The organism is Streptomyces sp. KL109B, from assembly GCF_030766935.1.
GTDB lineage: Bacteria > Actinomycetota > Actinomycetes > Streptomycetales > Streptomycetaceae > Streptomyces.
Map to the genome: position 1 here is coordinate 627,420 of NZ_JASERL010000003.1, position 23,508 is coordinate 650,927.

A 23,508-nucleotide genomic window follows, 5' to 3' on the forward strand; every position below is an offset into this window, starting at 1 on the left:
TTCCTACTGTCTACGCGAGTAGAAAATTTGGGCAGGTACGCTGAACGGACCAGCTCAACCCACACACCGGGAGTGCCAGTGGCACGCGTCGTAGTCGACGTCATGCTCAAGCCGGAGATCCTCGACCCCCAGGGCCAGGCGGTGCAGCGTGCGCTGCCGCGCCTCGGTTTCGACGGCATCTCCGACGTACGTCAGGGAAAGCGTTTCGAGCTCGAAGTGGACGGGCCGGTGGATGACGCCGCCCTCGCCCGTATCCAGGAGCTGGCGGAAACCTTCCTCGCCAACACCGTGATCGAAAACTTCACCGTCAAGGTGGAAGAGCCTGCGCAAGAGTCCGCGGTGGGGGCCGAAAAGTGACCGCTCGTATTGGCGTCGTCACCTTTCCCGGTTCCCTCGATGATCGCGACACTCAGCGCGCGATCCGGCTTGCCGGTGCCGAGCCCGTCGCGCTCTGGCACAAGGACAAGGACCTGAAGCAGGTCGACGCGGTTGTCCTGCCCGGCGGTTTCTCCTACGGCGATTACCTGCGCGCGGGCGCCATTTCGCGCTTTTCGCCGGTCATGGGGACGCTGATCGAGCAGGCGAAGGCGGGCCTCCCGGTCCTCGGGATCTGCAACGGATTCCAGGTCCTCACCGAGGCCCACCTCCTCCCCGGCGCGATGCTCGGCAACGACCATCTGCACTTCATCTGCCGCGACCAGAAGCTGCGGGTGGAGAACGCGGACACCGCCTGGACCGCCGACTACGAGGCGGGCCAGGAGATCCACATCCCGCTGAAGAACATGGACGGCCGCTACGTCGCCGACGAGCGCACGCTCGACATGTTGGAGGCGGAGGGCCGGGTCGCCTTCCGGTATGTGGACTTCAACCCCAACGGCAGCCTCCGTGACATCGCGGGCATCACCAACGAGGCGGGCAACGTCGTCGGTCTGATGCCGCACCCGGAGCACGCCGTCGAGCCCCTCATCGGGTCCGGCCGCACCGACGGCCTCCCGTTCTTCACCTCGATCCTCAAGAAGCTGGTCGCCGCGTCATGAGCCTCGACACCGTAGAGAACGCCGGAAAGACTCCCGACGTCGAGCTGCCCTGGGCCGAACTCGGCCTGAAGAAGGACGAGTACGAGCGCGTCGTGGAGATCCTCGGCCGCCGGCCCACCGGCGCCGAGCTCGCCATGTACTCGGTCATGTGGTCCGAGCACTGCTCGTACAAGTCGTCCAAGGTCCACCTGCGCCAGTTCGGCGAGAAGGCGCCGCAGAGCGACGCGCTGCTCGTCGGCATCGGCGAGAACGCGGGCGTCGTCGACGTCGGCAACGGCTACGCCGTCACCTTCAAGGTCGAGTCGCACAACCACCCGTCGTACGTCGAGCCCTACCAGGGCGCGGCCACGGGCGTCGGCGGCATCGTCCGCGACATCATCGCGATGGGCGCGCGGCCGGTCGCCGTCGTCGACCCGCTGCGGATGGGCGCGGCCGACCACCCCGACACCAAGCGCGTGCTCCCGGGCGTCGTCGCCGGCATCGGCGGCTACGGCAACTGCCTCGGCCTGCCGAACATCGGCGGCGAGGTCGTCTTCGACGCCTGCTACCAGGGCAACCCGCTGGTCAACGCCGGTGCCATCGGCGTCATGCGGCACGAGGACATCCACCTCGCCAAGGCGGCGGGCACGGGCAACAAGGTCATCATGTACGGCGCCCGGACGGGCGGCGACGGCATCGGTGGCGCCTCCATCCTGGCGTCCGAGACCTTCGACGACGCGAAGCCGTCGAAGCGTCCGGCCGTCCAGGTCGGCGACCCCTTCCAGGAGAAGCTCCTCATCGAGTGCACCCTGGAGGCCTTCGCCGAGCAGCTCGTCGTCGGCATCCAGGACCTCGGCGCCGCCGGAATCTCCTGCGCCACCAGCGAGTTGGCGTCCAACGGCTCGGGCGGTATGCGCGTCGAGCTGGACGACGTACCGCTGCGCGACTCGACGCTCTCCCCCGAGGAGATCCTGATGTCGGAGTCGCAGGAACGCATGTGCGCCGTGGTGGAGCCGGGGAAGGTCGACCGGTTCCTGGAGATCTGCGAGAAGTGGGACGTCATCGCCACCGTCATCGGTGAGGTGACCGACGGCGACCGGCTTGAGATCTTCTGGCACGGCGAGAAGATCGTCGACGTCGACCCGCGCACGGTCGCGCACGACGGCCCGGTCTACGAGCGCCCGCTGGCCCGCCCGGACTGGCAGGACGCGCTGCAGGCCGACGACGCGGGCAAGCTGCCGCGGCCTTCGACGGGTGACGAGCTCAAGGACCAGGTCCTCAAGGTCGTCGCGTCGCCGAACCAGGCGTCGAAGAAGTGGATCACTCAGCAGTACGACCACTTCGTGCAGGGCAACACGGTCCTCGCGCAGCCCGAGGACAGCGGAATGATCCGCATCGACGAGGAGACCGGCCTCGGCGTCGCCATCGCGACGGACGGCAACGGCCGGTTCGCCAAGCTCGACCCGTACACGGGCGCGCAGTTGGCGCTCGCGGAGGCGTACCGGAATGTGGCCACGACGGGTGCGAAGCCCCTCGCGGTCTCCGACTGCCTGAACTTCGGTTCGCCGGAGGACCCGGCCGTGATGTGGCAGTTCGCCGAGGCCATCCGTGGCCTGGCCGACGGCTGCCAGCAGCTCGGCACCCCGGTGACCGGTGGCAATGTCTCGCTCTACAACCAGACGGGCGAGGCGGCGATCCACCCGACGCCGGTCGTGGCGGTCCTCGGTGTGATCGACGACGTGGCGCGCCGCACGCCGGTCGCCTTCCAGGAAGAGGGCCAGCTCCTCTACCTGCTGGGTGACACGCGTGAGGAGTTCGGCGGTTCGGCCTGGTCGCAGGTCGTGCACGAGCACCTCGGTGGGCTGCCGCCGGCCGTGGACCTGGAGCGCGAGCGGCTGCTCGGCGAGATCCTCATCTCGGCGAGCCGTGACGGCATGATCGACGCCGCGCACGACCTGTCCGACGGTGGGCTCATCCAGGCCGTGGTCGAGTCGGCGCTGCTCGGTGGCAAGGGTGCGCGGCTGGTCGTTCCGGACGGCCTCGACGCGTTTACGTTCCTCTTCTCGGAGTCGGCGGGCCGTGCGGTCGTCGCGGTTCCGCGCAGCGAGGAGCTCCGCTTCAACGACATGTGCGGGGCGCGGGGGCTGCCCGTCACCCGTATCGGTGTCGTGGACGGTGAATCGGTCGATGTCCAGGGCGAGTTCGCGCTGCCGCTCGACGAGCTGCGCGAGGCGCACGAGAACACGATTCCGGCGCTCTTGGCGTAAGCCGTACGAGGGTGGGCCCCACCTCTCCGCCACGCGGACCGGGGCCCACCGTCCCCCCCCACGCCCCGGGGCTCCGCCCCGGACCCCGCGCCTCAAACGCCGGCGGGGCTGGGAGGTCGGGGCTCGGCTCTGGCGTCCGTGCCTCGATGGCCGGCGGGGCTGGGAGATCGGGGCTCTGCTCTGGCGTCCGTGCCTCGATGGTTGGCGGGGCTGGGAGATCGGGGCTCGGCCCCGGACCTCGCGGGCTATCGTCCGATGGCGGGGCTTTAGTTGCCCACCGCCCGCCTTGAGCACCGCCCACCCGTGGCGACCAAGCGCCACCCCGCCCATCTCCCACCACCCGCCCCCTCCTGGGGCGTCGGCCCCACGGGGACCCCACCCGCCTTGGGCAATCTGCCGTCTTGGGCGGCAGGGTGGGCAAGGCGGCCCCCGGTGCGGCGGGGTCATGACCATGGGGGTGCCCCGGTGCGGCCGAGGGACACGGGGGCGTGAGGCGTGGTCGTAGGCTCACTCCCATGCCGCCCGCCAAGAAGAAGCGCCCTCGCGCCTACGACTTCGTCAAGACCCGCGCCGCCGTGCTGGCCCAGTTCGACGCCGTGCGCACCGGCGTCGATTCGCTCACCCCGGCGCAGCTCGACGGCCCGACCCGGCTCGGCGCGTGGAACGTACGGGAGCTCGCCGCGCACATCACGATGGCGGCGAGCGCCGTCGCCCGAGGGCTCGCCGCCGCCGACGCGGCCAAGGCCGAACTCACGCCGCAGGACTGGCCGATGACCTCCGCCCAGCACGCCGAGGACATCGACGCGTACGTGACCGAACTCGCGGCGGGCAACGATCTCGCCGCGCTCTACGACGAGGCCGGGAAGGGCGTCGAACAGGCCCTCGCGGACCACCCCGCCGACGCCCTCGTCGCCAACCGCACCGGCCACCTGACCCTCGCCGACTACCTCCCCACCCGCTGCGTCGAACTCGTCGTCCACACCGACGACCTCAACGCCGCCGTGCCCGGCCTCGACATCCCGTACGACCGCCAGGCCCTCGCCACCTGCACCCGCGTCCTCGCCGACGCCCTCGCTACGAAGGCGCCGGGCGCCTCCACCGAGGTACGGATCCCGCCGTACGCCGTCGTGCAGTGCGTGGAGGGCCCCCGGCACACCCGCGGCACCCCGCCGAACGTCGTCGAGACCGACCCGCTCACCTGGATCCGGCTCGCCACGGGCCGGCTCCCGTGGACCACGGCGCTGGACGACGCGTTGGTGAGCGCCAGCGGGGAGCGCGCCGACCTGTCGGGACTGCTGCCGATCATGGCGTGATGCGTACGGGCCCCGTGGCGGGCCGGAACCGGAACACCGCCCGCCACGTCCCATTGCCATGCTCACGCTACGTACATCCCGTACCCGTGCTCTGACCAGCGGTGTCGGCCTGCCGCTCGCCGCGCTCACCGCCCTCGCCACCGTCACCGCCTGCGGCGACCAGAAGGCCTCCGGCGCGATGACGGTCGGCGGCGCCCCCATCGCCGGCGTCCACTGGACCGTGCAGAGCGTGACGGTGGACGGACACACCACCAAGAGCCCCGGCGGCGCGTACGTCGAGTTCGTCTCGGACGAGCGGGTGCGCGGCAACTACGGCTGCAACCACTTCGACGCCCGGGCCGAAGTCACCGACGACAGCGTCGACCTGGGCAAGGCGAAGCGGACCATGATGCTCTGCGAGGGCAAGGGCGTCAGCGCCTTCGAGGACACCCTCGCCCGCGCCCTCGCCGAGAAGAACACGGTGAAGGCGGCGGCGGGCGACCAGGGCCTCGTCCTCACCCGCGCCAACGGCGACACCGTCACCCTCGCCAAACAGCGCGACGCCAAGCTCGTCGGCACCAAGTGGAACGTCACGAGCCTGAGCGCCGACGGCACCACCGGCTCCCTGCCGAAGGCCGCCCAGGGCAGGGCCCGCCTCGTCTTCGAGAAGGACGGCCACATCAGCGCCCGCCTCGGCTGCAACAGCGGCCGCGCCAAGGCCACCGTGCAGGGCGACCACATCACCTTCGGACCGCTGACCAGCACTCGTATGGGGTGCATCGGGGCGGCCGGAGAGGTCGAGAAGACGATGCTCGATGTCCTGAAGAACAAGGTGAGTTACGACATTCAGGGCAACACCCTCACGCTGAAGCAGCCCGACGGCAGCGACAGCGGCATCGGCCTCACCGCCGCCGACGGGTGACAAGTCGGGTGACCCGGTCACGGCCGACGGGACATCAGGACGGATACGGCAGCAACTCCGCGTCCGTCCTCTCCCACGCCGCCCTCAACTCGGCCAGCAGCCCCGGCGCGTCGGCCGCCCGGTCGGCCTGTTCGCGGCGGTCGGCCGCGAGGTTGAACAGCTGGTCGTCTCCGCCGCTGCCCCGGTAGTACTTCCAGTCGCCGCGCCGCACGGCCCGCTCCCCGCGCACCCGCCAGAACAGCTCGCGCTCCGTCAACTCCTCGCCGCGCAACAGATAGCCCGCGAGGCTGGTGCCGTCCAGCGGGTACGCGGGGTCGGGGCGTGCCCCGCCGAGCTCCAGCAGCGTCGCCGTCCAGTCGGGGGTGAACACCGGCTCGTGGCTGACCTGCCCGCCGTCGATCCGGGCGGGCCAGCGCAGCACCGTCGGGACGCGGATGCCGCCCTCCTGGAGGGACGACTTGTTGCCGGACAGCGGCCAGTTGTAGGAGAAGCGCTCACCGCCGTTGTCCGAGGCGAAGAAGACGAGCGTGTCCTGTTCCTGACCGGACTCCTTCAGGGCCCTCAGCACCTGACCGATCGAGCGGTCGAGGTCCTGGACCATCTCCGTGTACTTCTCCACCGATCCACCGTCGTTGTGGAAGAGGGCTCGCTTGTCCCCGGCCCTGATCCGCCGTACGACCCCGGCGCTCGCCTCCTCGTCCCCGTCGGCGATCCACGGCCAGTGCGGGGTCGTGAAGTTGAGGTTGAGCAGCCACGGCCGCTCGCCGTGGTCCCGCTTCACGTACTCGCTCGCCCGCTCTGTCAGGATCCGCGTGTAGTAGCGCAGATCCTTGTACGTGGCGTCGCCCTCCCGCACCCGGCCCTCGTAGAGGTCGTACTCGCCGCCGAGGCCGAGCTTCGAGTAGTACTCCAGGGCCCCGCCGAAGTTCCCGAAGAACTCGTCCCAACCCGACTTCGTGGGCGAGTGGTCCGGCAGATACCCGCAGTGCCACTTGCCGATCAGGGCGGTCGCGTAGCCGGCGCCGCGCAGCAGTGAGGCGAGCGTGGGGTGGTTCGGGTCGAGGCCGACGGACCGGTCGGCGATCGGCTCGGCGAGACCGCCCTTCGTACGGCCCGGATAGCGGCCGGTGTAGAGGCTGAAACGGGTGGGGGAGCAGGTCGCGGAGCCGCTGTAGGCGTCGGTGAACCGGACGCCCTGGCGGGCGAGTCGGTCCAGGTTCGGGGTCTTGATGTGGGGCGAGCCGTAGGAGGAGAGGTCGGCCCAGCCGAGGTCGTCGCCCAGGATGAACAGGATGTTGGGCCGCCGCGATCCGCGTCCGGCGGCGGCACGGAAGGGCGTCTCACGGGGTTCGGCCGCACGGGCGGCGGGGCCCGTGGACCCGACTCCGGCGGCGACGGTGGCGACGGCCGCCCCGCCGAGGGCGCGACGGGACAGGCCGGTGGCATGCGAAGGCATGGGGTCTCCGAGGTGATGGTGGCCGCGGTGACGGCACACGAAGTACGCGCCTCAGGGGGCGCGGAAGCTGCGTTGACGGACGGCTCCGGCACAGCGGCGGGGGCCGACGACCGACGTCAGACGGACGTCAGGTGCAGGGGAAGATCACGCACAGAGACAGATCGCGCTCGCGACACGGACCAGGTCGACGTGGCGGCGCTCCACAAGGGTGACCACACGGTCACGGAGTGGCTGCATGGCTCGGGACTCTGCCGAGAATGACGCACACCTGTCAACTACTGGTCCGTAGTACGGACATCGCGATGAGTCGAGTGATGAGTCGAGTGATGAGTTGAGTCACATCCGCCCCGGTCAACCCGCGTAGCCACTGTCCCCAATTCGGACCACTGGGGGATCACGTCTACACTCGGTGCCGTGCCACGTGGTGACGGTCGACTCAATCACGACCTGCTTCCCGGCGAGAAGGGCCCCCAGGACGCTTGCGGCGTCTTCGGTGTCTGGGCGCCGGGTGAAGAGGTCGCAAAGCTCACTTACTTCGGGCTGTATGCCCTCCAACACCGGGGTCAGGAATCCGCGGGAATCGCGGTCAGCAATGGCTCCCAGATCCTCGTCTTCAAGGACATGGGACTCGTATCCCAGGTCTTCGACGAAACCTCTCTAGGTTCGCTCCAAGGTCATATCGCGGTCGGTCACGCCCGCTACTCGACCACCGGGGCCTCCGTATGGGAGAACGCCCAGCCGACGTTCCGCGCGACCGCGCACGGTTCGATCGCGCTCGGGCACAACGGCAACCTGGTCAACACGGCGCAGCTCGCCGAGCTTGTCGCCGAACTCCCCAAGGAGAACGGCCGCGCGACCCAGGTCGCGGCCACCAACGACACCGACCTGATCACCGCGCTGCTCGCGGGCCAGGTCGACGACGACGGCAAGCCGCTGACCGTGGAAGAGGCGGCCCTCAAGGTGCTGCCCGAGGTCAAGGGCGCCTTCTCGCTCGTCTTCATGGACGAGAACACGCTGTACGCGGGCCGTGACCCGCAGGGCATCCGCCCGCTGGTGCTCGGCCGCCTGGAGCGCGGCTGGGTGGTCGCCTCCGAGAGCGCCGCGCTCGACATCTGCGGCGCCAGCTTCGTCCGCGAGATCGAGCCGGGCGAGTTCGTCGCCATCGACGAGAACGGCCTGCGAAGCTCCCGATTCGCCGAAGCAAAGCCCAAGGGCTGTGTCTTCGAGTACGTGTACCTGGCCCGCCCGGACACGGACATCGCGGGCCGGAACGTGTACCTCTCCCGCGTGGAGATGGGCCGCAAGCTCGCCAAGGAAGCGCCGGTCGAGGCCGATCTGGTCATAGCGACGCCGGAGTCCGGAACGCCGGCCGCGATCGGCTACGCCGAGGCCTCCGGCATCCCGTTCGGAAACGGCCTGGTGAAGAACGCCTACGTCGGGCGCACCTTCATCCAGCCCTCCCAGACGATCCGCCAGCTCGGCATCCGTCTGAAGCTGAACCCCCTCAAGGAAGTCATCAAGGGCAAGCGCCTGGTCGTCGTCGACGACTCGATCGTGCGCGGCAACACCCAGCGCGCCCTGGTCCGCATGCTCCGCGAGGCCGGCGCGGCCGAGATCCACGTCCGGATCTCCTCGCCGCCCATCAAGTGGCCCTGCTTCTTCGGCATCGACTTCGCGACCCGCGCGGAGCTGATCGCCAACGGCATGACGGTCGACGAGATCGGCACCTCGCTCGGGGTCGACTCGCTCTCGTACATCTCCATCGACGGCATGATCGAGGCGACCACCATCGCCAAGCCGAACCTGTGCCGCGCCTGCTTCGACGGCGAGTACCCGATGGACCTCCCGGACCCGGAGCTCCTCGGCAAGCAGCTCCTGGAGACGGAACTGGCCGCAGGTCCTGCGTCCACGGCTGCGTCCGACGCGATCCGTCGTCCGTAGACCCCTCGTATCACCCAAGCGAAAGATCCCAGGCAATGTCTGAGACCAATACCGGTGCTTCTTACGCGTCCGCGGGCGTCGACATCGAAGCCGGTGACCGCGCCGTCGAGCTGATGAAGGAGTGGGTGAAGAAGACGCAGCGCCCCGAGGTCCTCGGCGGCCTCGGCGGCTTCGCCGGCCTCTTCGACGCCTCCGCCCTGAAGAAGTACGAGCGCCCACTGCTCGCCTCCGCGACCGACGGCGTCGGCACGAAGGTCGACATCGCCCGGCAGCTGGGCCGCTACGACACGATCGGCCACGACCTCGTCGCGATGGTCATGGACGACATCGTGGTGTGCGGCGCCGAACCGCTCTTCATGACGGACTACATCTGCGTGGGCAAGGTCCACCCGGAGCGGGTCGCGGGCATCGTGAAGGGCATCGCCGAGGGCTGCGTCCTCGCGGGCTGCGCCCTCGTCGGCGGCGAGACGGCGGAGCACCCGGGCCTGCTGGGCCCGGACGACTTCGACGTCGCGGGCGCCGGTACGGGCGTCGTGGAGCACGACAACCTGCTGGGCCCGGATCGCATCCGCAAGGGTGACGCGGTGATCGCCATGGCCTCGTCGGGCCTTCACTCGAACGGGTACTCGCTGGTCCGCCACGTCCTCCTGGAGCGCGCGGGGATGGACCTGGAGGCACACGTCGAGGAACTCGGCCGCACGCTCGGCGAGGAGCTCCTGGAGCCGACGAAGATCTACTCCCTGGACTGTCTCTCGCTCATCAGCACCACCGAGGTCCACGCCTTCAGCCACATCACCGGCGGCGGCCTCGCGGCGAACCTGGCCCGCGTGATCCCGGACGGCCTGCACGCCACGGTCGACCGCTCGACGTGGACCCCGGACCCGATCTTCGACCTCGTCGGTACGAAGGGTCAGGTCGAGCTCCTGGAGCTGGAGAAGACGCTGAACATGGGCGTCGGCATGATGGCGATCGTCCCGCAGGAGTCGGTCGAGGTCGCCCTCGCGACCCTGGCCGACCGCGGCGTGGACTCCTGGGTGGCCGGCGAGATCGTCGACCGCGGCGAGCACGCCACGGGCGCCGAGCTCACCGGTGACTACGCGAGCTGAGCCCCTCGGGGCCCTGCGGGGCCCCTCTGGGCAGCACAAAACCCGGTCCGGCGTGGTGACCACCCCGGACCGGGTGAAGTGCAGCGGCGATGACGTCGCTGACGTGCTACGAGGTCAAGCGCCTCGGCGTTGCGACGAAGGACCGGACTCGTCGTCCTCGTCCTCGTCGTCGTTGTACATATCCGCGTAGCGGGCGTACGGGTCGTCTTCCTCGTCGTCGTCCTCGAAAGGCTCGCCGTTCGGCGGCTGATTCGATACTGGATCCGACGTGGATGCGCCTAGCTCGTTGGCCAGACGCGACAGGTCAGTCCCGCCGCTGTTGTACTTCAGCTGGCGGGCGACCTTCGTCTGCTTGGCCTTGGCCCGGCCGCGCCCCATGGCTCGACCCCCTCGGTGATGGGGCTTCATGGCCCCAGAGTCTTGACACGCGTTCATGATCTGGAACGGACTCCCCGCAGGGAGACCGGTCCGTAGGGCTCCCACGGTACCTGAGCCCACGCCCATACGGTACGTCGCCCGCAGGACGCGCCTGGGCGCAGGACCAGCGAGAAGCCCTTTCCTCGCTGGTCAGCTGCGATTTTAACCTCTTCTTGGCGGGCGACCCGCCGGGAGCGTGACGCTCGTTACGCAAGCCGGGGACTCAGCCCCTGCCGCGCGCCTCCGCCATCCGCTGTTCGGCGATCCGGTCGGCCGCCGCAGCGGGCGGAATCCCATCGGACTTCGCACGAGCAAAGATGGAAAGTGTCGTGTCGAAGATCTTCGCGGCCTTCTCCTTGCACCGGTCGAAGTCGAAGCCGTGCAGCTCGTCGGCGACCTGGATCACGCCGCCCGCGTTCACCACGTAGTCCGGCGCGTAGAGGATCCCGCGGTCGGCGAGGTCCTTCTCGACGCCCGGGTGCGCGAGCTGGTTGTTGGCCGCGCCGCACACCACCTTCGCGGTCAGTACCGGCACGGAGTCGTCGTTCAGGGCGCCGCCCAGGGCGCAGGGCGCGTAGATGTCGAGGCCCTCCACCTGGATCAGCGCGTCGGTGTCAGCGACGATCCCGACCTCCGGGTGCCGCTCGGCGATCTGCCGCACGGACTCCTCGCGGACATCGGTGATCACGACCTCGGCGCCGTCCTCCAGGAGGTGCTCGACGAGGTGGTGGCCCACCTTGCCGACGCCCGCGATGCCGACCGTGCGGCCGCGCAGCGTCGGGTCGCCCCACAGGTGCTGGGCGCTGGCCCGCATGCCCTGGAAGACGCCGAAGGCGGTGAGGACCGAGGAGTCGCCGGCGCCGCCGTTCTCGGGCGAGCGTCCCGTGGTCCAGCGGCACTCGCGCGCGACGACGTCCATGTCGGCGACGTACGTACCGACGTCGCACGCGGTCACGTACCGGCCGCCGAGCGAGGCCACGAACCGGCCGTAGGCGAGCAGCAGCTCCTCGCTCTTGATCTTGTGCGGGTCGCCGACGATCACGGCCTTGCCGCCGCCGTGGTCGAGCCCGGCCATGGCGTTCTTGTACGACATCCCGCGCGCGAGGTTCAGCGCGTCGGCGACGGCCTCTTCCTCGGTGGCGTACGGGTAGAAGCGGGTGCCGCCGAGGGCGGGGCCCAGGGCGGTGCTGTGGAGGGCGATGACGGCCTTGAGGCCGCTGGCCCGGTCCTGGCAGAGGACGACCTGCTCATGGCCCCCTTGTTCCGAGTGGAAGAGGGTGTGCAGGACATCGCCGGTCACATTGGTCACTGTGGTGACTCCCCAGTACGTAGCGGCGGTTGAACGGAATCCCGTGCGGGTGGCGGGCGTCCGAGGTGGTGCGTGAGCAAGAGATTAGAGCGTGGACGGGACCGCCACGGCCGCAGTGCCGAGGATCACTCTCTCGCGCCGCGTCACAGGCCGGTGACCGAGTGGGACGATGGGCAGTGTTTTCCAGCCGGTGGGCGGGGGAGGGAGCAGCCGTGTCCAAGGTGTCTTCGGTGACCGTCCCGTACACGGCCTATCTGCGTGTGTACGAGCCCCTCGCGGCTTTCCCGCAGCCCGAGCGCGGCCATTGGGAGCGCTACGCGAAGCGCGAGCGGCTCCCCTCCTATCAGGACGAATTGCGCCGTTCTTTGGCCGATCTGCTGCCCACGCCGCCGGTGCCCGTTCCGGTGCACGAGAGCGACGACGCGTTTGTGATCGCGATCGACGGGGTGGTGTGCGTCTGCCCGTGGCGCACCCGGCTGCGCGGCTGGCAGGCCCTGGACGAGCTGCCGGGCGAGCTGCCGCCCACGGTCCTGGACGCGGCGATCCCCCCGGTGCTGCGCCGGCAGTCCACCGCCGACTACGAGCGCTGGCTGGAGCGCAATCCGGACGCCCGGCCCTGGATCCGTACGTCGACGTGGCAGGTGCCGATCAACTGGTTCGTGCTCGTCTCGGACGAGGAGCGGGAGTACGAGCAGAAGAGCGACGACGAGGACGAGGCGGCCGGCGCGGGCGTCGGCGTCCCGCGGCTTCGCTATCGCACGCCCATGGTGCAGGCCAGGCGCCGGGTCGCGCGCGGCCTCAAGGCGCTGAAGGACACGATCGAGGAAGGCCCGCTGATCGACGGCCTGGTAGATGTGGGGCGTTGGCTCGAGGAGTTCCACCCTCGTTCGTACGTCGAGCTCGACTACGGCGGACTCGTGCACACGCTGCCGCAGGACTTCCTGGAGGAGGACCACTCCGCGGCGGACGTCGCCGAGGGAATCGCGGCGCTGCGCTCCGGTGACGGGGACGGCGCGGGCGAGGCGTACGCGAGGCTTGTGGAACGCTGGCGGTCGGCTCGGGACCGGCAGTTCGCCAACTGAACGCCCTCATCCATCCCTTAGGGACCTACGTCCCGATCCGGGCGTTTGCCTCAAGCGTGATGGACGGCACTTAACTGGACCTTGCGCCCATCACCCCTCCTCGTGGCAAAATAGGACAAGGAGCCCGGGGAGGGCTCCTTCCGTCCAACTAAGTCCAACCAAGGGCGGATTACTCAGCATTGCACTGCCGCTGGGGGGTCTGATGGCTCCTGATCGCTCTGTGACTGATCGTCACTGTGGCGTGACTGTCCGCTATGGCACGGTCCATCGGCATCCGTCGCTGATGAACACCTGGGAGGGCAATTCCATCGGTTTGGCCGACGAGGCTGGACGGATGGTGTAGTTGTAGTGCCGAGGACAAGCCGTTCGTCCTATAACCGACTCGACTCGCGTCCGCCATTTCGGGCAACGCGGGTCAAGGTGCAGAATTTAGAGGAATGAACCGAGAAGGTTCGGTTCTCCGAGGAGGCCGCTCATGACCGCTCGCACCCCTGATGCCGAGCCGCTGCTGACCCCGGCTGAGGTCGCCACGATGTTCCGCGTCGACCCCAAGACGGTCACGCGCTGGGCGAAGGCTGGCAAGCTCACGTCGATTCGTACGCTCGGCGGACACCGCCGCTACCGCGAGGCCGAGGTCCGCGCTCTGCTTGCGGGCATTCCGCAGCAGCGCAGCGAGGCCTGAGGCACCGCATTACGCAGCAATACGGGCGTTTTCGGGCCCCCCAACCCGTGACTCGCCCACCCCTAGCTCCACTCGACGCGGGTCCTGCCCCAACAGGCCCCCTTCTTCCGAAGGTCCGCTGAGGCGTCATCTCAACAGCATCACGGAAGCGTCATCGATCGCGCTGGACTCCGCCGGGTCCAGCGCGATCTTTTTTGTGCGCGCGGGCCGCTGTGCGGTGGGGGTTCGTGTGTGCCCCTGTTGTGTCCCTGTTGTGCCCCTGCGGGTAGTGCAATTGCACATATTAAATTGAGCCGTTGTAGGGCGGGGGTAAGAAACGGTGTTTCCAAAACAAGTTCGGTGACACCCGTCACACGCCCCGTCACTTGTTGCAGGTGACGCCCTTGCGCTAATGGGCGCCGGCGTTGGCCGCAGCTCCTGCCGCGCGGTCGACTCTCCCCAGGCTGCCACCAGTTGAGGGCGCGCAGGGTCGGCTTTGGTCACGCCTTCGGGGGTCTTTCGTCCCCACTGTGCTCACGGGCGCTTCCACGGCGCTCCAGGGGCCTTCATGGCGGGCTCCATGGCGAGGCGCAGGAGTTGATGGCAGATGGGGCAGTGCCGGGTGAGGTGCCGGTAGCCGCTGGCGGCCGCGAGATGGGCGCGCAGCAGCGCGCGGGTTTCGTGCCGTCGCATCGGTGCCGTCATACGTCCGCCTCCGCCTCTCCGGCCGGTTCCTCGTTCCGGGGTACCGACCGGGCGCGGGGGAGTCAAGACACGTACACAAGACAGCAAGAAGGCCCGCACCGTTCGGTGCGGGCCTTCTTCTGCTGCGGTCCTGACGGGATTTGAACCCGCGGCCTCCACCTTGACAGGGTGGCGAGCACTCCAAACTGCTCCACAGGACCTTGATTTCGCCGCGCTGTACTGCGTTGCGCTGCGAGACAGGACTCTACAGCAGCGCAGGCCGTGCGGTCGAACTCACCGTATGCGGTCGACCGGTCACGGAACCTGCGCGTCGATCGCCTTCACGATCCGCTTGTCCGAGACGGGGTACGCGGTGCCCAGCGCGTGCGCGAAGTAGCTGACCCGCAGCTCCTCGATCATCCACCGGATGTCGAGCACCTCCTGCGGCACCGGACGCCCCTGGGGCATCTGCTCCAGCAGCCACAGGTACTCGTCCCGCATCTCGTGGACCTTCTCCATGCGGGTGGTGTCCCGCTGGACGTTGGTCGGCATCTGCTGGAGGCGGCGGTCGGCCGCGACGAGATAGCGCATCAGGTCGGAAAGCCGCCGCGTGCCGGTCGCGGTGACGAAGCCCGGCTTCACCAGTTCGTTCAACTGGCCGCGCACGTCCTGGAGGTTGGCGAGCAGCGTCGGGCTCTTCGTGGACTTCAGGCGCCGCTCACAGGCCTGCCAGGCCGCGAGCACCTGCTGCACCTGGCCGACCGTCCGCACGGTCGTGTCGACGATCTCCGCGCGCACCTTGTCGTAGAGCTTCCGGTACGACTCCTCGTCCCAGGCGGGGCCGCCGAAGTCGCCGATGAGCTTGTCCGCGGCCGCCATCGCGCAGTCGTCGAAGAGGGCCTGGACGGAGCCGTGCGGGTTGGCGGACAGGGCGAGCTTCTGCGGGTTGGTCAGCTTGTCCGAGGCGAACTTGCCAGGATTCACCGGGATGTTGCGCAGGATCAGCCGGCGCGTGCCCTTCCACATGGCCTGTGCCTGCTCGGCCTCGCTGTCGAAGAGGCGAACTGAGACGGTGCCGCCGGTGTCGCCGTCGTCGACGAGCGCCGGGTAGGCCTTCACCGGCTGGCCGGCCCGCCGGGTCTCGAAGACCTTCGACAGCGTGCCGACGGTCCAGTCGGTGAGGCCCTTCTGCTCGACCGAGGGGCCGCCCGCGCGCTCGGCCGTCGCCGCGGCCGCCTTGGAGATGGCCTGCCGGGCCTTCGGCTTCAGCTGGAGCTTCAGCGCCTCCAGGTCCTTGTCCTCGGCGAGCCCCCGGCGCCGCTCGTCGACGATCCGGAAGGTGATCTTCAGGTGGTCGGGTACGCGGGTGAGGTCGAAGTCGTCCGGCTGCACCGGGACGCCGACCATGCGCTGGAGCTCGCGCGCGAGCGTGACCGGCAGCGGCTCCTGGAGGGGGACCGCCCGGTTCAGGAACTCCTTGGCGTAGTTCGGCGCCGGTACGTAGTTCCGGCGGATCGGCTTCGGCAGGGATCGGATCAACTCGACGACCACGTCCTCGCGCAGGCCCGGGATCTGCCAGTCGAAGCCCTCGTCGGTGACCTGGTTGAGCACCTGGAGCGGGATGTGGACCGTGACGCCGTCCGCGTCCGCGCCCGGCTCGAACTGGTACGTCACCCGGAACTTGAGCCCGCCCTGGCGCCAGGAGTCCGGGTAGTCGTCCTTGGTGATCGCCTCGGCCGACTCCCGGATCAGCATCGAGCGCTCGAAGTCGAGGAGTTCGGGCTCCTCGCGCTTCTTGTGCTTCCACCAGGAGTCGAAGTGGGCGCCGGACACGACGTGTTCGGGGACCCGCTGGTCGTAGAAGTCGAAGAGGGTCTCGTCGTCGACGACGATGTCGCGGCGGCGGGCCCGGTGCTCCAACTCCTCGACCTCGGTGAGGAGTCTGCGGTTGTCCGCGTAGAACTTGTGGTGCGTGCGCCAGTCGCCCTCGACCAGGGCGTTGCGGATGAACAGCTCGCGGCTGACCTCGGGGTCGATGCGGCCGTAGTTCACCTTGCGCTGCGCGACGAGCGGGACGCCGTACAGGGTCACCTTCTCGTACGCCATCACCGCCGCCTGGTCCTTCTCCCAGTGCGGCTCGCTGTAGGTGCGCTTGAGGAGGTGCTCGGCGAGCGGCTCGACCCACTCGGGCTCGATCTTCGCGTTCACGCGCGCCCACAGGCGCGAGGTCTCCACCAGCTCCGCCGACATCACGAAGCGCGGCGGCTTCTTGAAGAGGGCCGAGCCCGGGAAGATCGCGAACTTGGCGCCCCGGGCGCCGAGGTACTCGTTGCGGCCGCGATCCCGGCCCGCCTGCTTGGGGTCCTTCTGCGTGGATTCCTTGCCCGCGGCGGAGCCGCTATTGGACACAGCCTTCACGTCCTTCATGCCGATGTGCGAGAGCAGACCGGACAGGAGGGAGACGTGGACGGAGTCGCCGGCCGCGTCCTGGTCGTTGAGATGGATGCCCATCTGCTTCGCGACCGTTCGCAACTGCGTATAGATGTCCTGCCACTCACGGATGCGCAGGAAGTTCAGATACTCGCGCTTGCACATCCGGCGGAAGGCCGATGAGCCGAGCTCGCGCTGCTGTTCGCGTACGTAGCGCCACAGGTTCAGGAAGGCGAGGAAGTCGCTCGTCTCGTCCTTGAAGCGGGCGTGCTGCTGGTCGGCCTGCGCCTGCTTCTCCTGCGGGCGCTCGCGCGGGTCCTGGATGGACAGGGCCGCGGCGATCACCATGACCTCGCGTACGCAGCCGTTCTTGTCGGCCTCCAGGACCATGCGGGCCAGGCGCGGGTCCACGGGGAGCTGGGCGAGCTTGCGGCCCTGCTGCGTGAGCCGTTTGCGTACGTCCTTCTGCTTCGGGTCCAACGCGCCCAGTTCCTGGAGCAGTTGGACGCCGTCGCGGATGTTGCGGTGGTCCGGCGGGTCGATGAAGGGGAACTTCTCGATGTCGCCGAGGCCCGCCGAGGTCATCTGGAGGATGACGGAGGCCAGGTTCGTACGGAGGATCTCCGCGTCCGTGAACTCGGGGCGGGCGAGGAAGTCGTCCTCCGAGTACAGGCGGATGCAGATGCCGTCGGACGTACGGCCGCAGCGGCCCTTGCGCTGGTTGGCGCTGGCCTGGCTGACCGGCTCGATGGGCAGGCGCTGCACCTTGGTGCGGTGGCTGTAGCGGGAGATGCGGGCCGTGCCGGGATCGATGACGTACTTGATGCCGGGGACCGTCAGGGACGTCTCCGCGACGTTCGTGGCGAGGACGATCCGTCTGCCCGTGTGGCGCTGGAAGACGCGGTGCTGTTCGGCGTGCGAAAGCCGCGCGTAGAGGGGGAGGACTTCCGTGAACTTGTACTTCTTCTTCTCCAGCGCGTCCGCCGTGTCGCGGATCTCGCGCTCGCCGGAGAGGAAGACGAGGATGTCGCCCTCGCCCTCGCGCTGCAGTTCCTCCACCGCGTCCGTGATCGCGGTGATCTGGTCGCGGTCGGCGTCGTCCGAGTCCTCTTCCAGGAGCGGCCGGTAGCGCACCTCCACCGGGTACGTACGGCCGCTGACCTCGACGATCGGGGCGTCCCCGAAGTGCCGGGAGAAGCGCTCCGGGTCGATGGTCGCGGAGGTGATGACGACCTTGAGGTCCGGGCGCTTGGGCAGCAGTTGAGCGAGATAGCCGAGCAGGAAGTCGATGTTCAGCGACCGCTCGTGGGCCTCGTCGATGATGATCGTGTCGTACGCGCGCAGCTCGCGGTCCGTCTGGATCTCGGCGAGCAGGATGCCGTCCGTCATCAGCTTCACGAACGTCGAGTCCTGGTCGACCTGGTCCGTGAACCGGACCTTCCAGCCGACCGCCTCGCCCAGCGGCGTGTGCAGCTCGTCGGCGACGCGCTCGGCGACCGTACGGGCCGCGATCCGGCGGGGCTGGGTGTGGCCGATCATGCCGCGCACGCCGCGGCCGAGGTCGAGGCAGATCTTCGGGATCTGCGTGGTCTTTCCCGATCCGGTCTCACCGGCGACGATCACGACCTGGTGGTCGCGGATCGCGTCGGCGATCTCGTCCTTCTTCTGGCTGACCGGGAGCTGCTCGGGGTACGTGACGTCGAGGGCGGCGCGGCGCTCGCGACGGACGTCGGTGCGCGCGGCGGACTTCTCGGCCTCCGCGTCGATCTCGGCGAGGACGGCGGCGCGGGCCTCCGGCTTGCGGATCTTGCGGGCACCTTCGAGCCTGCGCCCGAGCCGGTGCTCGTCGCGCAGGGACAGCTCGGACAGCCGCCGCGCTACGGCGGCGAACTGATCGGCGGCGGGGGCAGGCTGCGTAGACATACGTCCCCAAGGATCTCACCTCGACGAAACGCGTGGCGACCGGTTTTGCGGGCGGTGCGGCGGGCCCGCCCGGAGGCGTGGGCCCGGTGGACGAGTCGGGACCTTCGTCCGGATGTAGTCCGCTTATGTGTGGCTTAACGTGCGGATATGTCGCAGACGCCCGATGGGTCCGGATCACACGACGCGCACCCGCCGCACGGCGCGCACGGGCGCCCGCTGAGCGGGGCCGAGCGCTGGGCCGGCTTCAAGCGGTCGCCGTTCCTTCCGGCGTGTGTGCTCGTCCTCATCCTGGCCGCGGCGGCGGCCCTCTTCGCCGGTTCGTACACGTACTCCATGGCGAACCCGACGCCGCACCACATCCCGACCGGGGTCACCGGGGAGCACGACGCCGCGCGGCGCAGCGCGTTCGTCGGGGCGATGGAGAAGGCGCTCGACGCCCAGCTCGACCTCAAGGTGTACGACTCCCCGCAGGCGGCCCGCGACGCCCTCGACGCCCAGAAGATCTACGCGGTCTTCGACGTGCGGGACAACGGCGCCCGGGTCCGCCTCGACGTCTCCGGAGCCTCCGGCGTCACCGTCGCCCAGGTCTTCGCCGAGGCGGCGCCCCCGGTGAGCAAGGCGACCGGCATCCCGGTGTCGGTGAAGGACGTGAACCCGCTGCAGGGCGGGGATCCGCGCGGCCTGACGATCTTCTACATCACGCTCGCCGCCGTGATCATCGGCTTCGTCGGCGCGATCCAGCTCAGCGTGCACGCGCGCGGCCTCAACCCGGCCGAGCGGATCGCCTTCACGATCGCGTACGCGCTGCTCGGCGGGTTCGCGGTAGCGGCGGTCGCGGACTGGGGCCTGGGGGCGGTGGATCTGCCCTTCGCCGAGTCGTGGCTGATCCTGGCGCTGACGATGTTCACCTGCGGCATGGTCTTCACGATGTTCAACACGTTCTTCCACCGCTGGGCGATGATCCCGACGTGGGGCCTGCTGGTGCTGCTCGGCAACCCGGCCTCCGGCGGCGCGGTGGCGCCTCCGCTGCTGCCCACGGTCATCGGCCGCCTCGGCCAGTGGCTGCCGCCGGGCGCCTCGTACAACGCCCAGCACACGGCGGTCTACTTCCAGGGCAACCAGCACGCCTTCCCGTTCCTGGTCCTGGCCGGCTGGTCCGTGGTGTCGTGCGCCCTGTTCTGGTTCTGGCGGCACAGGCATCCGGGCGGGCGGGGCACCGGGCCGTTGCACGCGGCGGCGGTGTGAGGCGGGGCTGATCAGGGCGTGCCGATGCGCTCCGGAGCGGTGGCGAGTACCGCGTCGAGGAGTCCGGGGAAACAGGCGTCGAGTTCATCGCGTCGCAGGCTGAGCATGCGGCGCGCCCCCTCCACCCGGACCTTGAGGATTCCTGCCTCGCGCAGCACCCGCTGGTGATGGGAGAAGGTCGACCGGCTGATGGCGAGCCCCGCGGCCTCCTGCAGCCGCGTGCACGGCGATTCCTTCATCGAGGCCAGGGTTCGCACGGCGCTGAGCCGTGCGGGGTCGGCCAGCGCTGCCAGGACGGTGGCCAGCCGCAGTTCGTCCTGGGGCGGGTGCTGGGTCTCGATCCGGGTGCTCACGGTGGTGAGCGTAGCGGAGGCTTGTCCGTACGTCGATGACCATCGTAGTGTTCGACGCTCATCGACATAATGGCCATCCTGCGGAGGCGGCTGATCATGAGCATCGAGAGAGTGGCACTGGTGACCGGCGGATCCCGCGGTATCGGCGCCGCCATTGCCCGGCGCCTGGCAGCCGACGGCCTGTCGGTCGCGCTGACCTACTCGGCTTCGCCGGGGCGTGCGGATGAGGTGGTGCGCGAGATCGAGCGCGCCGGTGGGCGGGCGCTGGCTCTGCGGGCCGATGTCGCGGAACCGGGTGCGGTCGCGGCGGCGGTCGAACGCACGGCCGCTGATTTCGGGAGCTTGGACGTTCTCGTCAGCAACGCCGGTATCGCCGACGCGGGCTCGGTGGAAGCGCTCGGCCCCGAGCGGATCGACCGGATGATCGATGTGAACGTGCGCGGCGTCCTGCACACCATCAGGGCGGCGCTTCCCCATCTCGGCCAGGGCGGCCGAATCGTCACCGTGGGCAGCATGATCGCCGAACGCGTGCCGTTCGCCGGCGGCGCTGTCTATGCCATGACCAAAGCGGCCGTTGCCGGTCTGGTGCGTGGCCTGGCAAGGGACTTGGGCCCCCGAGGGGTCACCGTGAACAACATCCAGCCCGGACCCACCGCCAACGACAGCATGCCGGCGGACGGCCCGGCCGCGGACGCCATGCTCCCGTGGCTCGCGCTGTCCCGCATCGCGAGCCCGGACGAGATCGCGGGACTGGTTTCCTATCTGGCCGGCCCCGAGTCCGGTTACATCACAGGGGCGAGCCTGACCATCGACGGCGGATTCACCGCCTGACCCGGGGTGCCGGTGTCGGGTACGCGGCACGAAAACGCCCCCTCCGGGAGACCCGGAGGGGGCGAAAGCCCTGATGGGCTGCGGTGGCTGGGGCCGGGGTCGAACCGGCGACCTTCCGCTTTTCAGGCGGACGCTCGTACCAACTGAGCTACCCAGCCACGAAGTTCACGAGGAACTTCAGCGGTCCTGACGGGATTTGAACCCGCGGCCTCCACCTTGACAGGGTGGCGAGCACTCCAAACTGCTCCACAGGACCTTGCTGTTGTGCGAGACAAGCGAGAGCAAGTGTCTCACACGGTTGTGCGTGCCCCCAACGGGATTCGAACCCGTGCTACCGCCTTGAAAGGGCGGCGTCCTAGGCCGCTAGACGATGAGGGCTATCGGCCCGCCTGCGCGCTTTGCAGCGCGTCGGGGACGTGAGAAGCATATGGGATGCGGGGAGCTATCGCCAAAACGGTTTACGGGGAGCTCTCCGCGGGGCTCGACGGGGTGCTCGGCGACGGGGTCGCTCCGGGCTGGTTCTCCTTGGGGAGGTGGCGGCTGACCTCGGCCTTCGTGAGGCCCAGGCCGCCGAGGCGGATCTCGTCCCAGGCCTGCAGACGCCTGGTGTCCCGGTCCATGTAGAGGACCGAGGCCTCGACCGGGTCGGGGTGGCCGTTCTTGTTGTCGACGGCGCGCAGGCCGCTGCCGCCGGTGGAGCCCTCGATACGGAGCCGGGTGCCGAGGGGGAGCTGTTCCATCTCCTGGTGGTGGACGTGGCCGGCCAGGACGAGCGGCACCGTGCCGTCCACCTCGCGGGCCGCGACCGGCTCGTGGGCCATCGCGATGTCGACCGGGGTGCCCGCCGCGGCCTGGTCGCGCAGCGCCGAGGCGAGCCGGATGCCGGACAGCTTCTCGGCGGGGTCGCCCTGCGCCTTCACCGCGCGGTCCGGGGTGTACTGCGGGTCGCCCATCCCGGCGAAGCGCAGGCCCGCGACCGAGACCGCCTTGCCGTCGTCGAGGACGTGGACGTTCTTGAAGCGGTCGCGGGAGGAGAGGTACTTCTGCGTCGCGTTCTTCGAGTCGTGGTTGCCGCGGATCCAGACGTAGGGCACGCCGAGGTCCTTGATCGGGTCGAGGAAGGCGTTCTCGGCCTTGGAGCCGTGGTCCATCGTGTCGCCGGTGTCGACGATCGCGGAGATCTTGTACTGCTCCACGAGCGAGGCGATGATCTTCCACGAGGCCGGGTTGAGGTGGATGTCCGAGACGTGCAGGACGCGGATCGTCGAGGGGTCCGGCTGGTACGTGGGGAGCGTGGACGTCGCGTCGTAGAGCTTGGTGACGTTGGTGACCAGGAGGGCCAATTCCTTTTGGTACGCGTCGAATTCGGTGACGATCGAGCGGGCGCTGCCGACCACGGAGGGGGCCGAGGAGAGCAGGCCGGAGAACTTCGGTTCCAGGACCGACTCCGGGTTCCACGTCGCGTACGCCGTGCCGCCGGACGCCGCGAGGAGCGTGAGGGCGAGGCCGCCGGCCGCCAGGGCGCGGCGCGGGCGGCGGTAGACCACGAGGCCGAGCGTCGTGGCGCCCGCGACCACCGCCACGCAGGAGCGCACGGCCAGGTCGACCGTGCCGTGCTCGACGTCGCGCGCCACCTCGTCCTGGAGCCCGGAGAGGCGCTCGGGGTGGTCGACGAGGGCCTGGGAGCGGACCGGGTCGAGGCGGTCCACGTCGACGTCGAGGCGGATGGGGGCGGTGTGGGAGCGCAGTTCCAGGGCGCCGAGCGGCGACACGTTGATCTTCGTACCGCCCGTGAAGGACGGGCGCAGCGTCATCTTCGTGTCCATGGGCCCCACCGGCGTACGGACACTGCCGACGATCAGCAGGCCGAGCCAGGCGCCGAGCAGGACGACGGAGACCAGGCCCAGGGCGCGTACGTAGGGGTGCGGGGGGTGGACCAGTTCGAGGACCGGGTGGGGGTGGCGGTCGCGGTAGTGGCGCAGCAGGGCCGAAGGCGCGCCGCGTACGCCCCGCATGCGGCGGCGGAGTCCACGTATGGCGGCGGCTGGCGAGCGGGCCATTGCTCCCGTATGCCCAAGTGCGCGGGTGGATATGCGGGTTGTCACGGACAATGGCCGTGTGCTGGAGATGACGCGCGAGACGTTCGAGGAACTGGTCGCCGAGGCGCTCGACCGGATCCCGCCCGAGCTGACCCGACTGATGGACAACGTGGCCGTGTTCGTGGAGGACGAGCCGCCCGCCGACGATCCCGAGCTCCTCGGGCTCTACGAAGGGACCCCGCTCACCGAGCGGGGCGAGTGGTACGCGGGGGTGCTGCCGGACCGGATCACGATCTACCGGGGGCCGACGCTGCGGATGTGCGAGTCGAGGGAGGACGTGGTCGCGGAGACCGAGGTGACCGTGGTGCACGAGATCGCGCACCACTTCGGGATCGACGACGCGCGGCTGCACGCGCTCGGGTACGGGTGAGGGGGGGGCAGGTCACGCGGACGGTGCGGGTGAGGTCCGCGTGCTGTTTGTGGGGGCTTTGTGCGGTGCCCGCGTGGCGCGTGTCCTCGTACGGGTGACGGGAG

The 23,508-nt window shown here is 69.4% G+C and carries 20 protein-coding genes and 4 tRNA genes; 12 read left to right on the forward strand and 12 right to left on the reverse strand.

The window, feature by feature from the left end:
* Positions 1-78: 78 nt before the first annotated feature.
* The 5 genes from purS (at position 79) to RBJ65_RS14300 (ending at position 5,497) form a co-directional block, all read left to right on the forward strand.
* Positions 79-357, forward strand: a complete 279-nt coding sequence (gene purS, locus RBJ65_RS14280) for a phosphoribosylformylglycinamidine synthase subunit PurS (RefSeq protein WP_306324165.1) — start codon at positions 79-81, stop codon at positions 355-357.
* Positions 354-1,037 carry a phosphoribosylformylglycinamidine synthase subunit PurQ gene (purQ, locus tag RBJ65_RS14285; RefSeq protein ID WP_306324166.1) on the forward strand — a complete coding sequence of 228 codons (684 nt, stop codon included), beginning with the start codon at positions 354-356 and terminating at the stop codon, positions 1,035-1,037. The genes purS and purQ overlap by 4 nt, the downstream gene beginning before the upstream one ends.
* On the forward strand, positions 1,034-3,283 hold the full coding sequence (gene purL / locus RBJ65_RS14290; RefSeq protein WP_306324167.1) for a phosphoribosylformylglycinamidine synthase subunit PurL: 2,250 nt from the start codon (positions 1,034-1,036) through the stop codon (positions 3,281-3,283). Before purQ ends, purL begins: the two co-directional genes overlap by 4 nt.
* Before the next feature lie 515 nt (positions 3,284-3,798).
* A complete protein-coding gene (locus RBJ65_RS14295) occupies positions 3,799-4,596 on the forward strand; it encodes a maleylpyruvate isomerase family mycothiol-dependent enzyme (RefSeq protein WP_306324168.1) in 798 nt (265 codons plus the stop codon).
* A 58-nt stretch (positions 4,597-4,654) separates the two neighbouring features.
* Positions 4,655-5,497: an META domain-containing protein gene (locus tag RBJ65_RS14300; protein ID WP_306324169.1), complete on the forward strand. Its 843-nt coding sequence runs from the start codon at positions 4,655-4,657 to the stop codon at positions 5,495-5,497.
* Between the two features lie 34 nt (positions 5,498-5,531).
* On the opposite strand, the gene RBJ65_RS14305 is transcribed toward RBJ65_RS14300, so the two are convergent.
* Positions 5,532-6,953, reverse strand: a complete 1,422-nt coding sequence (locus tag RBJ65_RS14305; RefSeq protein ID WP_306324170.1) for a sulfatase — start codon at positions 6,951-6,953, stop codon at positions 5,532-5,534.
* Positions 6,954-7,097: 144 nt separating this feature from the next.
* Positions 7,098-7,190 carry a putative leader peptide gene (locus RBJ65_RS42090; protein WP_372341466.1) on the reverse strand — a complete coding sequence of 31 codons (93 nt, stop codon included), beginning with the start codon at positions 7,188-7,190 and terminating at the stop codon, positions 7,098-7,100.
* 177 nt (positions 7,191-7,367) lie between these two features.
* Between RBJ65_RS42090 and purF the strand changes: the two genes are divergently transcribed.
* Together purF and purM are read left to right on the forward strand one after the other, a co-directional pair.
* Positions 7,368-8,894: an amidophosphoribosyltransferase gene (gene purF / locus RBJ65_RS14310; protein ID WP_306324171.1), complete on the forward strand. Its 1,527-nt coding sequence runs from the start codon at positions 7,368-7,370 to the stop codon at positions 8,892-8,894.
* Positions 8,895-8,929: 35 nt separating this feature from the next.
* Positions 8,930-10,000, forward strand: coding sequence for a phosphoribosylformylglycinamidine cyclo-ligase (gene purM / locus RBJ65_RS14315; protein WP_306324172.1), 1,071 nt, complete (start codon positions 8,930-8,932; stop codon positions 9,998-10,000).
* Between the two features lie 114 nt (positions 10,001-10,114).
* Here purM and RBJ65_RS14320 read toward each other — a convergent pair whose 3' ends face one another.
* Positions 10,115-10,378, reverse strand: a complete 264-nt coding sequence (locus tag RBJ65_RS14320) for a DUF3073 domain-containing protein (RefSeq protein WP_306324173.1) — start codon at positions 10,376-10,378, stop codon at positions 10,115-10,117.
* A gap of 262 nt (positions 10,379-10,640) precedes the next feature.
* Positions 10,641-11,726: a Glu/Leu/Phe/Val dehydrogenase gene (locus tag RBJ65_RS14325; protein ID WP_306324174.1), complete on the reverse strand. Its 1,086-nt coding sequence runs from the start codon at positions 11,724-11,726 to the stop codon at positions 10,641-10,643.
* A 212-nt stretch (positions 11,727-11,938) separates the two neighbouring features.
* Between RBJ65_RS14325 and RBJ65_RS14330 the strand changes: the two genes are divergently transcribed.
* Both RBJ65_RS14330 and bldC read left to right on the forward strand, forming a co-directional pair.
* Positions 11,939-12,808: a hypothetical protein gene (locus tag RBJ65_RS14330; protein ID WP_306324175.1), complete on the forward strand. Its 870-nt coding sequence runs from the start codon at positions 11,939-11,941 to the stop codon at positions 12,806-12,808.
* Between the two features lie 475 nt (positions 12,809-13,283).
* The gene (gene bldC / locus RBJ65_RS14335) at positions 13,284-13,490 is read left to right on the forward strand and encodes a developmental transcriptional regulator BldC (protein ID WP_003949541.1); all 207 of its coding nucleotides are present in this window, start codon (positions 13,284-13,286) and stop codon (positions 13,488-13,490) included.
* Positions 13,491-14,003: 513 nt separating this feature from the next.
* On the opposite strand, the gene RBJ65_RS14340 is transcribed toward bldC, so the two are convergent.
* From RBJ65_RS14340 to hrpA, 3 genes are all read right to left on the reverse strand, one after another.
* The gene (locus tag RBJ65_RS14340) at positions 14,004-14,174 is read right to left on the reverse strand and encodes a DUF6274 family protein (RefSeq protein WP_306324176.1); all 171 of its coding nucleotides are present in this window, start codon (positions 14,172-14,174) and stop codon (positions 14,004-14,006) included.
* 125 nt (positions 14,175-14,299) lie between these two features.
* A tRNA-Asp gene (locus tag RBJ65_RS14345) sits at positions 14,300-14,374 on the reverse strand.
* 94 nt (positions 14,375-14,468) lie between these two features.
* Positions 14,469-18,506: an ATP-dependent RNA helicase HrpA gene (gene hrpA, locus RBJ65_RS14350; protein ID WP_306324177.1), complete on the reverse strand. Its 4,038-nt coding sequence runs from the start codon at positions 18,504-18,506 to the stop codon at positions 14,469-14,471.
* A gap of 147 nt (positions 18,507-18,653) precedes the next feature.
* Between hrpA and RBJ65_RS14355 the strand changes: the two genes are divergently transcribed.
* The gene (locus RBJ65_RS14355) at positions 18,654-19,751 is read left to right on the forward strand and encodes an ABC transporter permease (protein WP_306324178.1); all 1,098 of its coding nucleotides are present in this window, start codon (positions 18,654-18,656) and stop codon (positions 19,749-19,751) included.
* A gap of 11 nt (positions 19,752-19,762) precedes the next feature.
* Here RBJ65_RS14355 and RBJ65_RS14360 read toward each other — a convergent pair whose 3' ends face one another.
* A complete protein-coding gene (locus RBJ65_RS14360) occupies positions 19,763-20,104 on the reverse strand; it encodes a helix-turn-helix transcriptional regulator (protein ID WP_306324179.1) in 342 nt (113 codons plus the stop codon).
* A gap of 96 nt (positions 20,105-20,200) precedes the next feature.
* On the opposite strand from RBJ65_RS14360, the gene RBJ65_RS14365 reads away from it, so the two are divergent.
* Entirely contained in the window at positions 20,201-20,935 is a 735-nt protein-coding gene (locus tag RBJ65_RS14365; protein WP_306324180.1) for an SDR family oxidoreductase, read from the forward strand.
* An 84-nt stretch (positions 20,936-21,019) separates the two neighbouring features.
* Here the strand turns inward: RBJ65_RS14365 and RBJ65_RS14370 are convergent.
* The 4 genes from RBJ65_RS14370 to RBJ65_RS14385 all read right to left on the reverse strand — a co-directional run bounded on the left by RBJ65_RS14370 (position 21,020) and on the right by RBJ65_RS14385 (position 22,995).
* Positions 21,020-21,093 (reverse strand) — tRNA-Phe (locus tag RBJ65_RS14370).
* Positions 21,094-21,116: 23 nt separating this feature from the next.
* A tRNA-Asp gene (locus tag RBJ65_RS14375) sits at positions 21,117-21,191 on the reverse strand.
* Positions 21,192-21,240: 49 nt separating this feature from the next.
* Positions 21,241-21,313 (reverse strand) — tRNA-Glu (locus tag RBJ65_RS14380).
* Between the two features lie 80 nt (positions 21,314-21,393).
* Positions 21,394-22,995, reverse strand: coding sequence for a metallophosphoesterase (locus tag RBJ65_RS14385; protein ID WP_306324181.1), 1,602 nt, complete (start codon positions 22,993-22,995; stop codon positions 21,394-21,396).
* 58 nt (positions 22,996-23,053) lie between these two features.
* Here RBJ65_RS14385 and RBJ65_RS14390 point away from each other — a divergent pair, with 58 nt between their 5' ends.
* Positions 23,054-23,404 (forward strand): metallopeptidase family protein, encoded by a 351-nt coding sequence (locus RBJ65_RS14390; RefSeq protein WP_306324182.1) that lies wholly within the window; start codon positions 23,054-23,056, stop codon positions 23,402-23,404.
* Positions 23,405-23,508 lie beyond the last annotated feature (104 nt).

Coding starts and splice junctions, on each gene's coding strand:
- purL (WP_306324167.1), top strand. CDS start 1,034: ATGAGCCTCGACACCGTAGAGAACGCCGGAAAGACTCCCGACGTCGAG.
- RBJ65_RS14295 (WP_306324168.1), top strand. CDS start 3,799: ATGCCGCCCGCCAAGAAGAAGCGCCCTCGCGCCTACGACTTCGTCAAG.
- RBJ65_RS14300 (WP_306324169.1), top strand. CDS start 4,655: ATGCTCACGCTACGTACATCCCGTACCCGTGCTCTGACCAGCGGTGTC.
- RBJ65_RS14305 (WP_306324170.1), bottom strand. CDS start 6,953: ATGCCTTCGCATGCCACCGGCCTGTCCCGTCGCGCCCTCGGCGGGGCG.
- RBJ65_RS42090 (WP_372341466.1), bottom strand. CDS start 7,190: ATGCAGCCACTCCGTGACCGTGTGGTCACCCTTGTGGAGCGCCGCCAC.
- purM (WP_306324172.1), top strand. CDS start 8,930: ATGTCTGAGACCAATACCGGTGCTTCTTACGCGTCCGCGGGCGTCGAC.
- RBJ65_RS14320 (WP_306324173.1), bottom strand. CDS start 10,378: ATGGGGCGCGGCCGGGCCAAGGCCAAGCAGACGAAGGTCGCCCGCCAG.
- bldC (WP_003949541.1), top strand. CDS start 13,284: ATGACCGCTCGCACCCCTGATGCCGAGCCGCTGCTGACCCCGGCTGAG.
- RBJ65_RS14340 (WP_306324176.1), bottom strand. CDS start 14,174: ATGACGGCACCGATGCGACGGCACGAAACCCGCGCGCTGCTGCGCGCC.
- hrpA (WP_306324177.1), bottom strand. CDS start 18,506: ATGTCTACGCAGCCTGCCCCCGCCGCCGATCAGTTCGCCGCCGTAGCG.
- RBJ65_RS14355 (WP_306324178.1), top strand. CDS start 18,654: ATGTCGCAGACGCCCGATGGGTCCGGATCACACGACGCGCACCCGCCG.
- RBJ65_RS14365 (WP_306324180.1), top strand. CDS start 20,201: ATGAGCATCGAGAGAGTGGCACTGGTGACCGGCGGATCCCGCGGTATC.
- RBJ65_RS14385 (WP_306324181.1), bottom strand. CDS start 22,995: ATGGCCCGCTCGCCAGCCGCCGCCATACGTGGACTCCGCCGCCGCATG.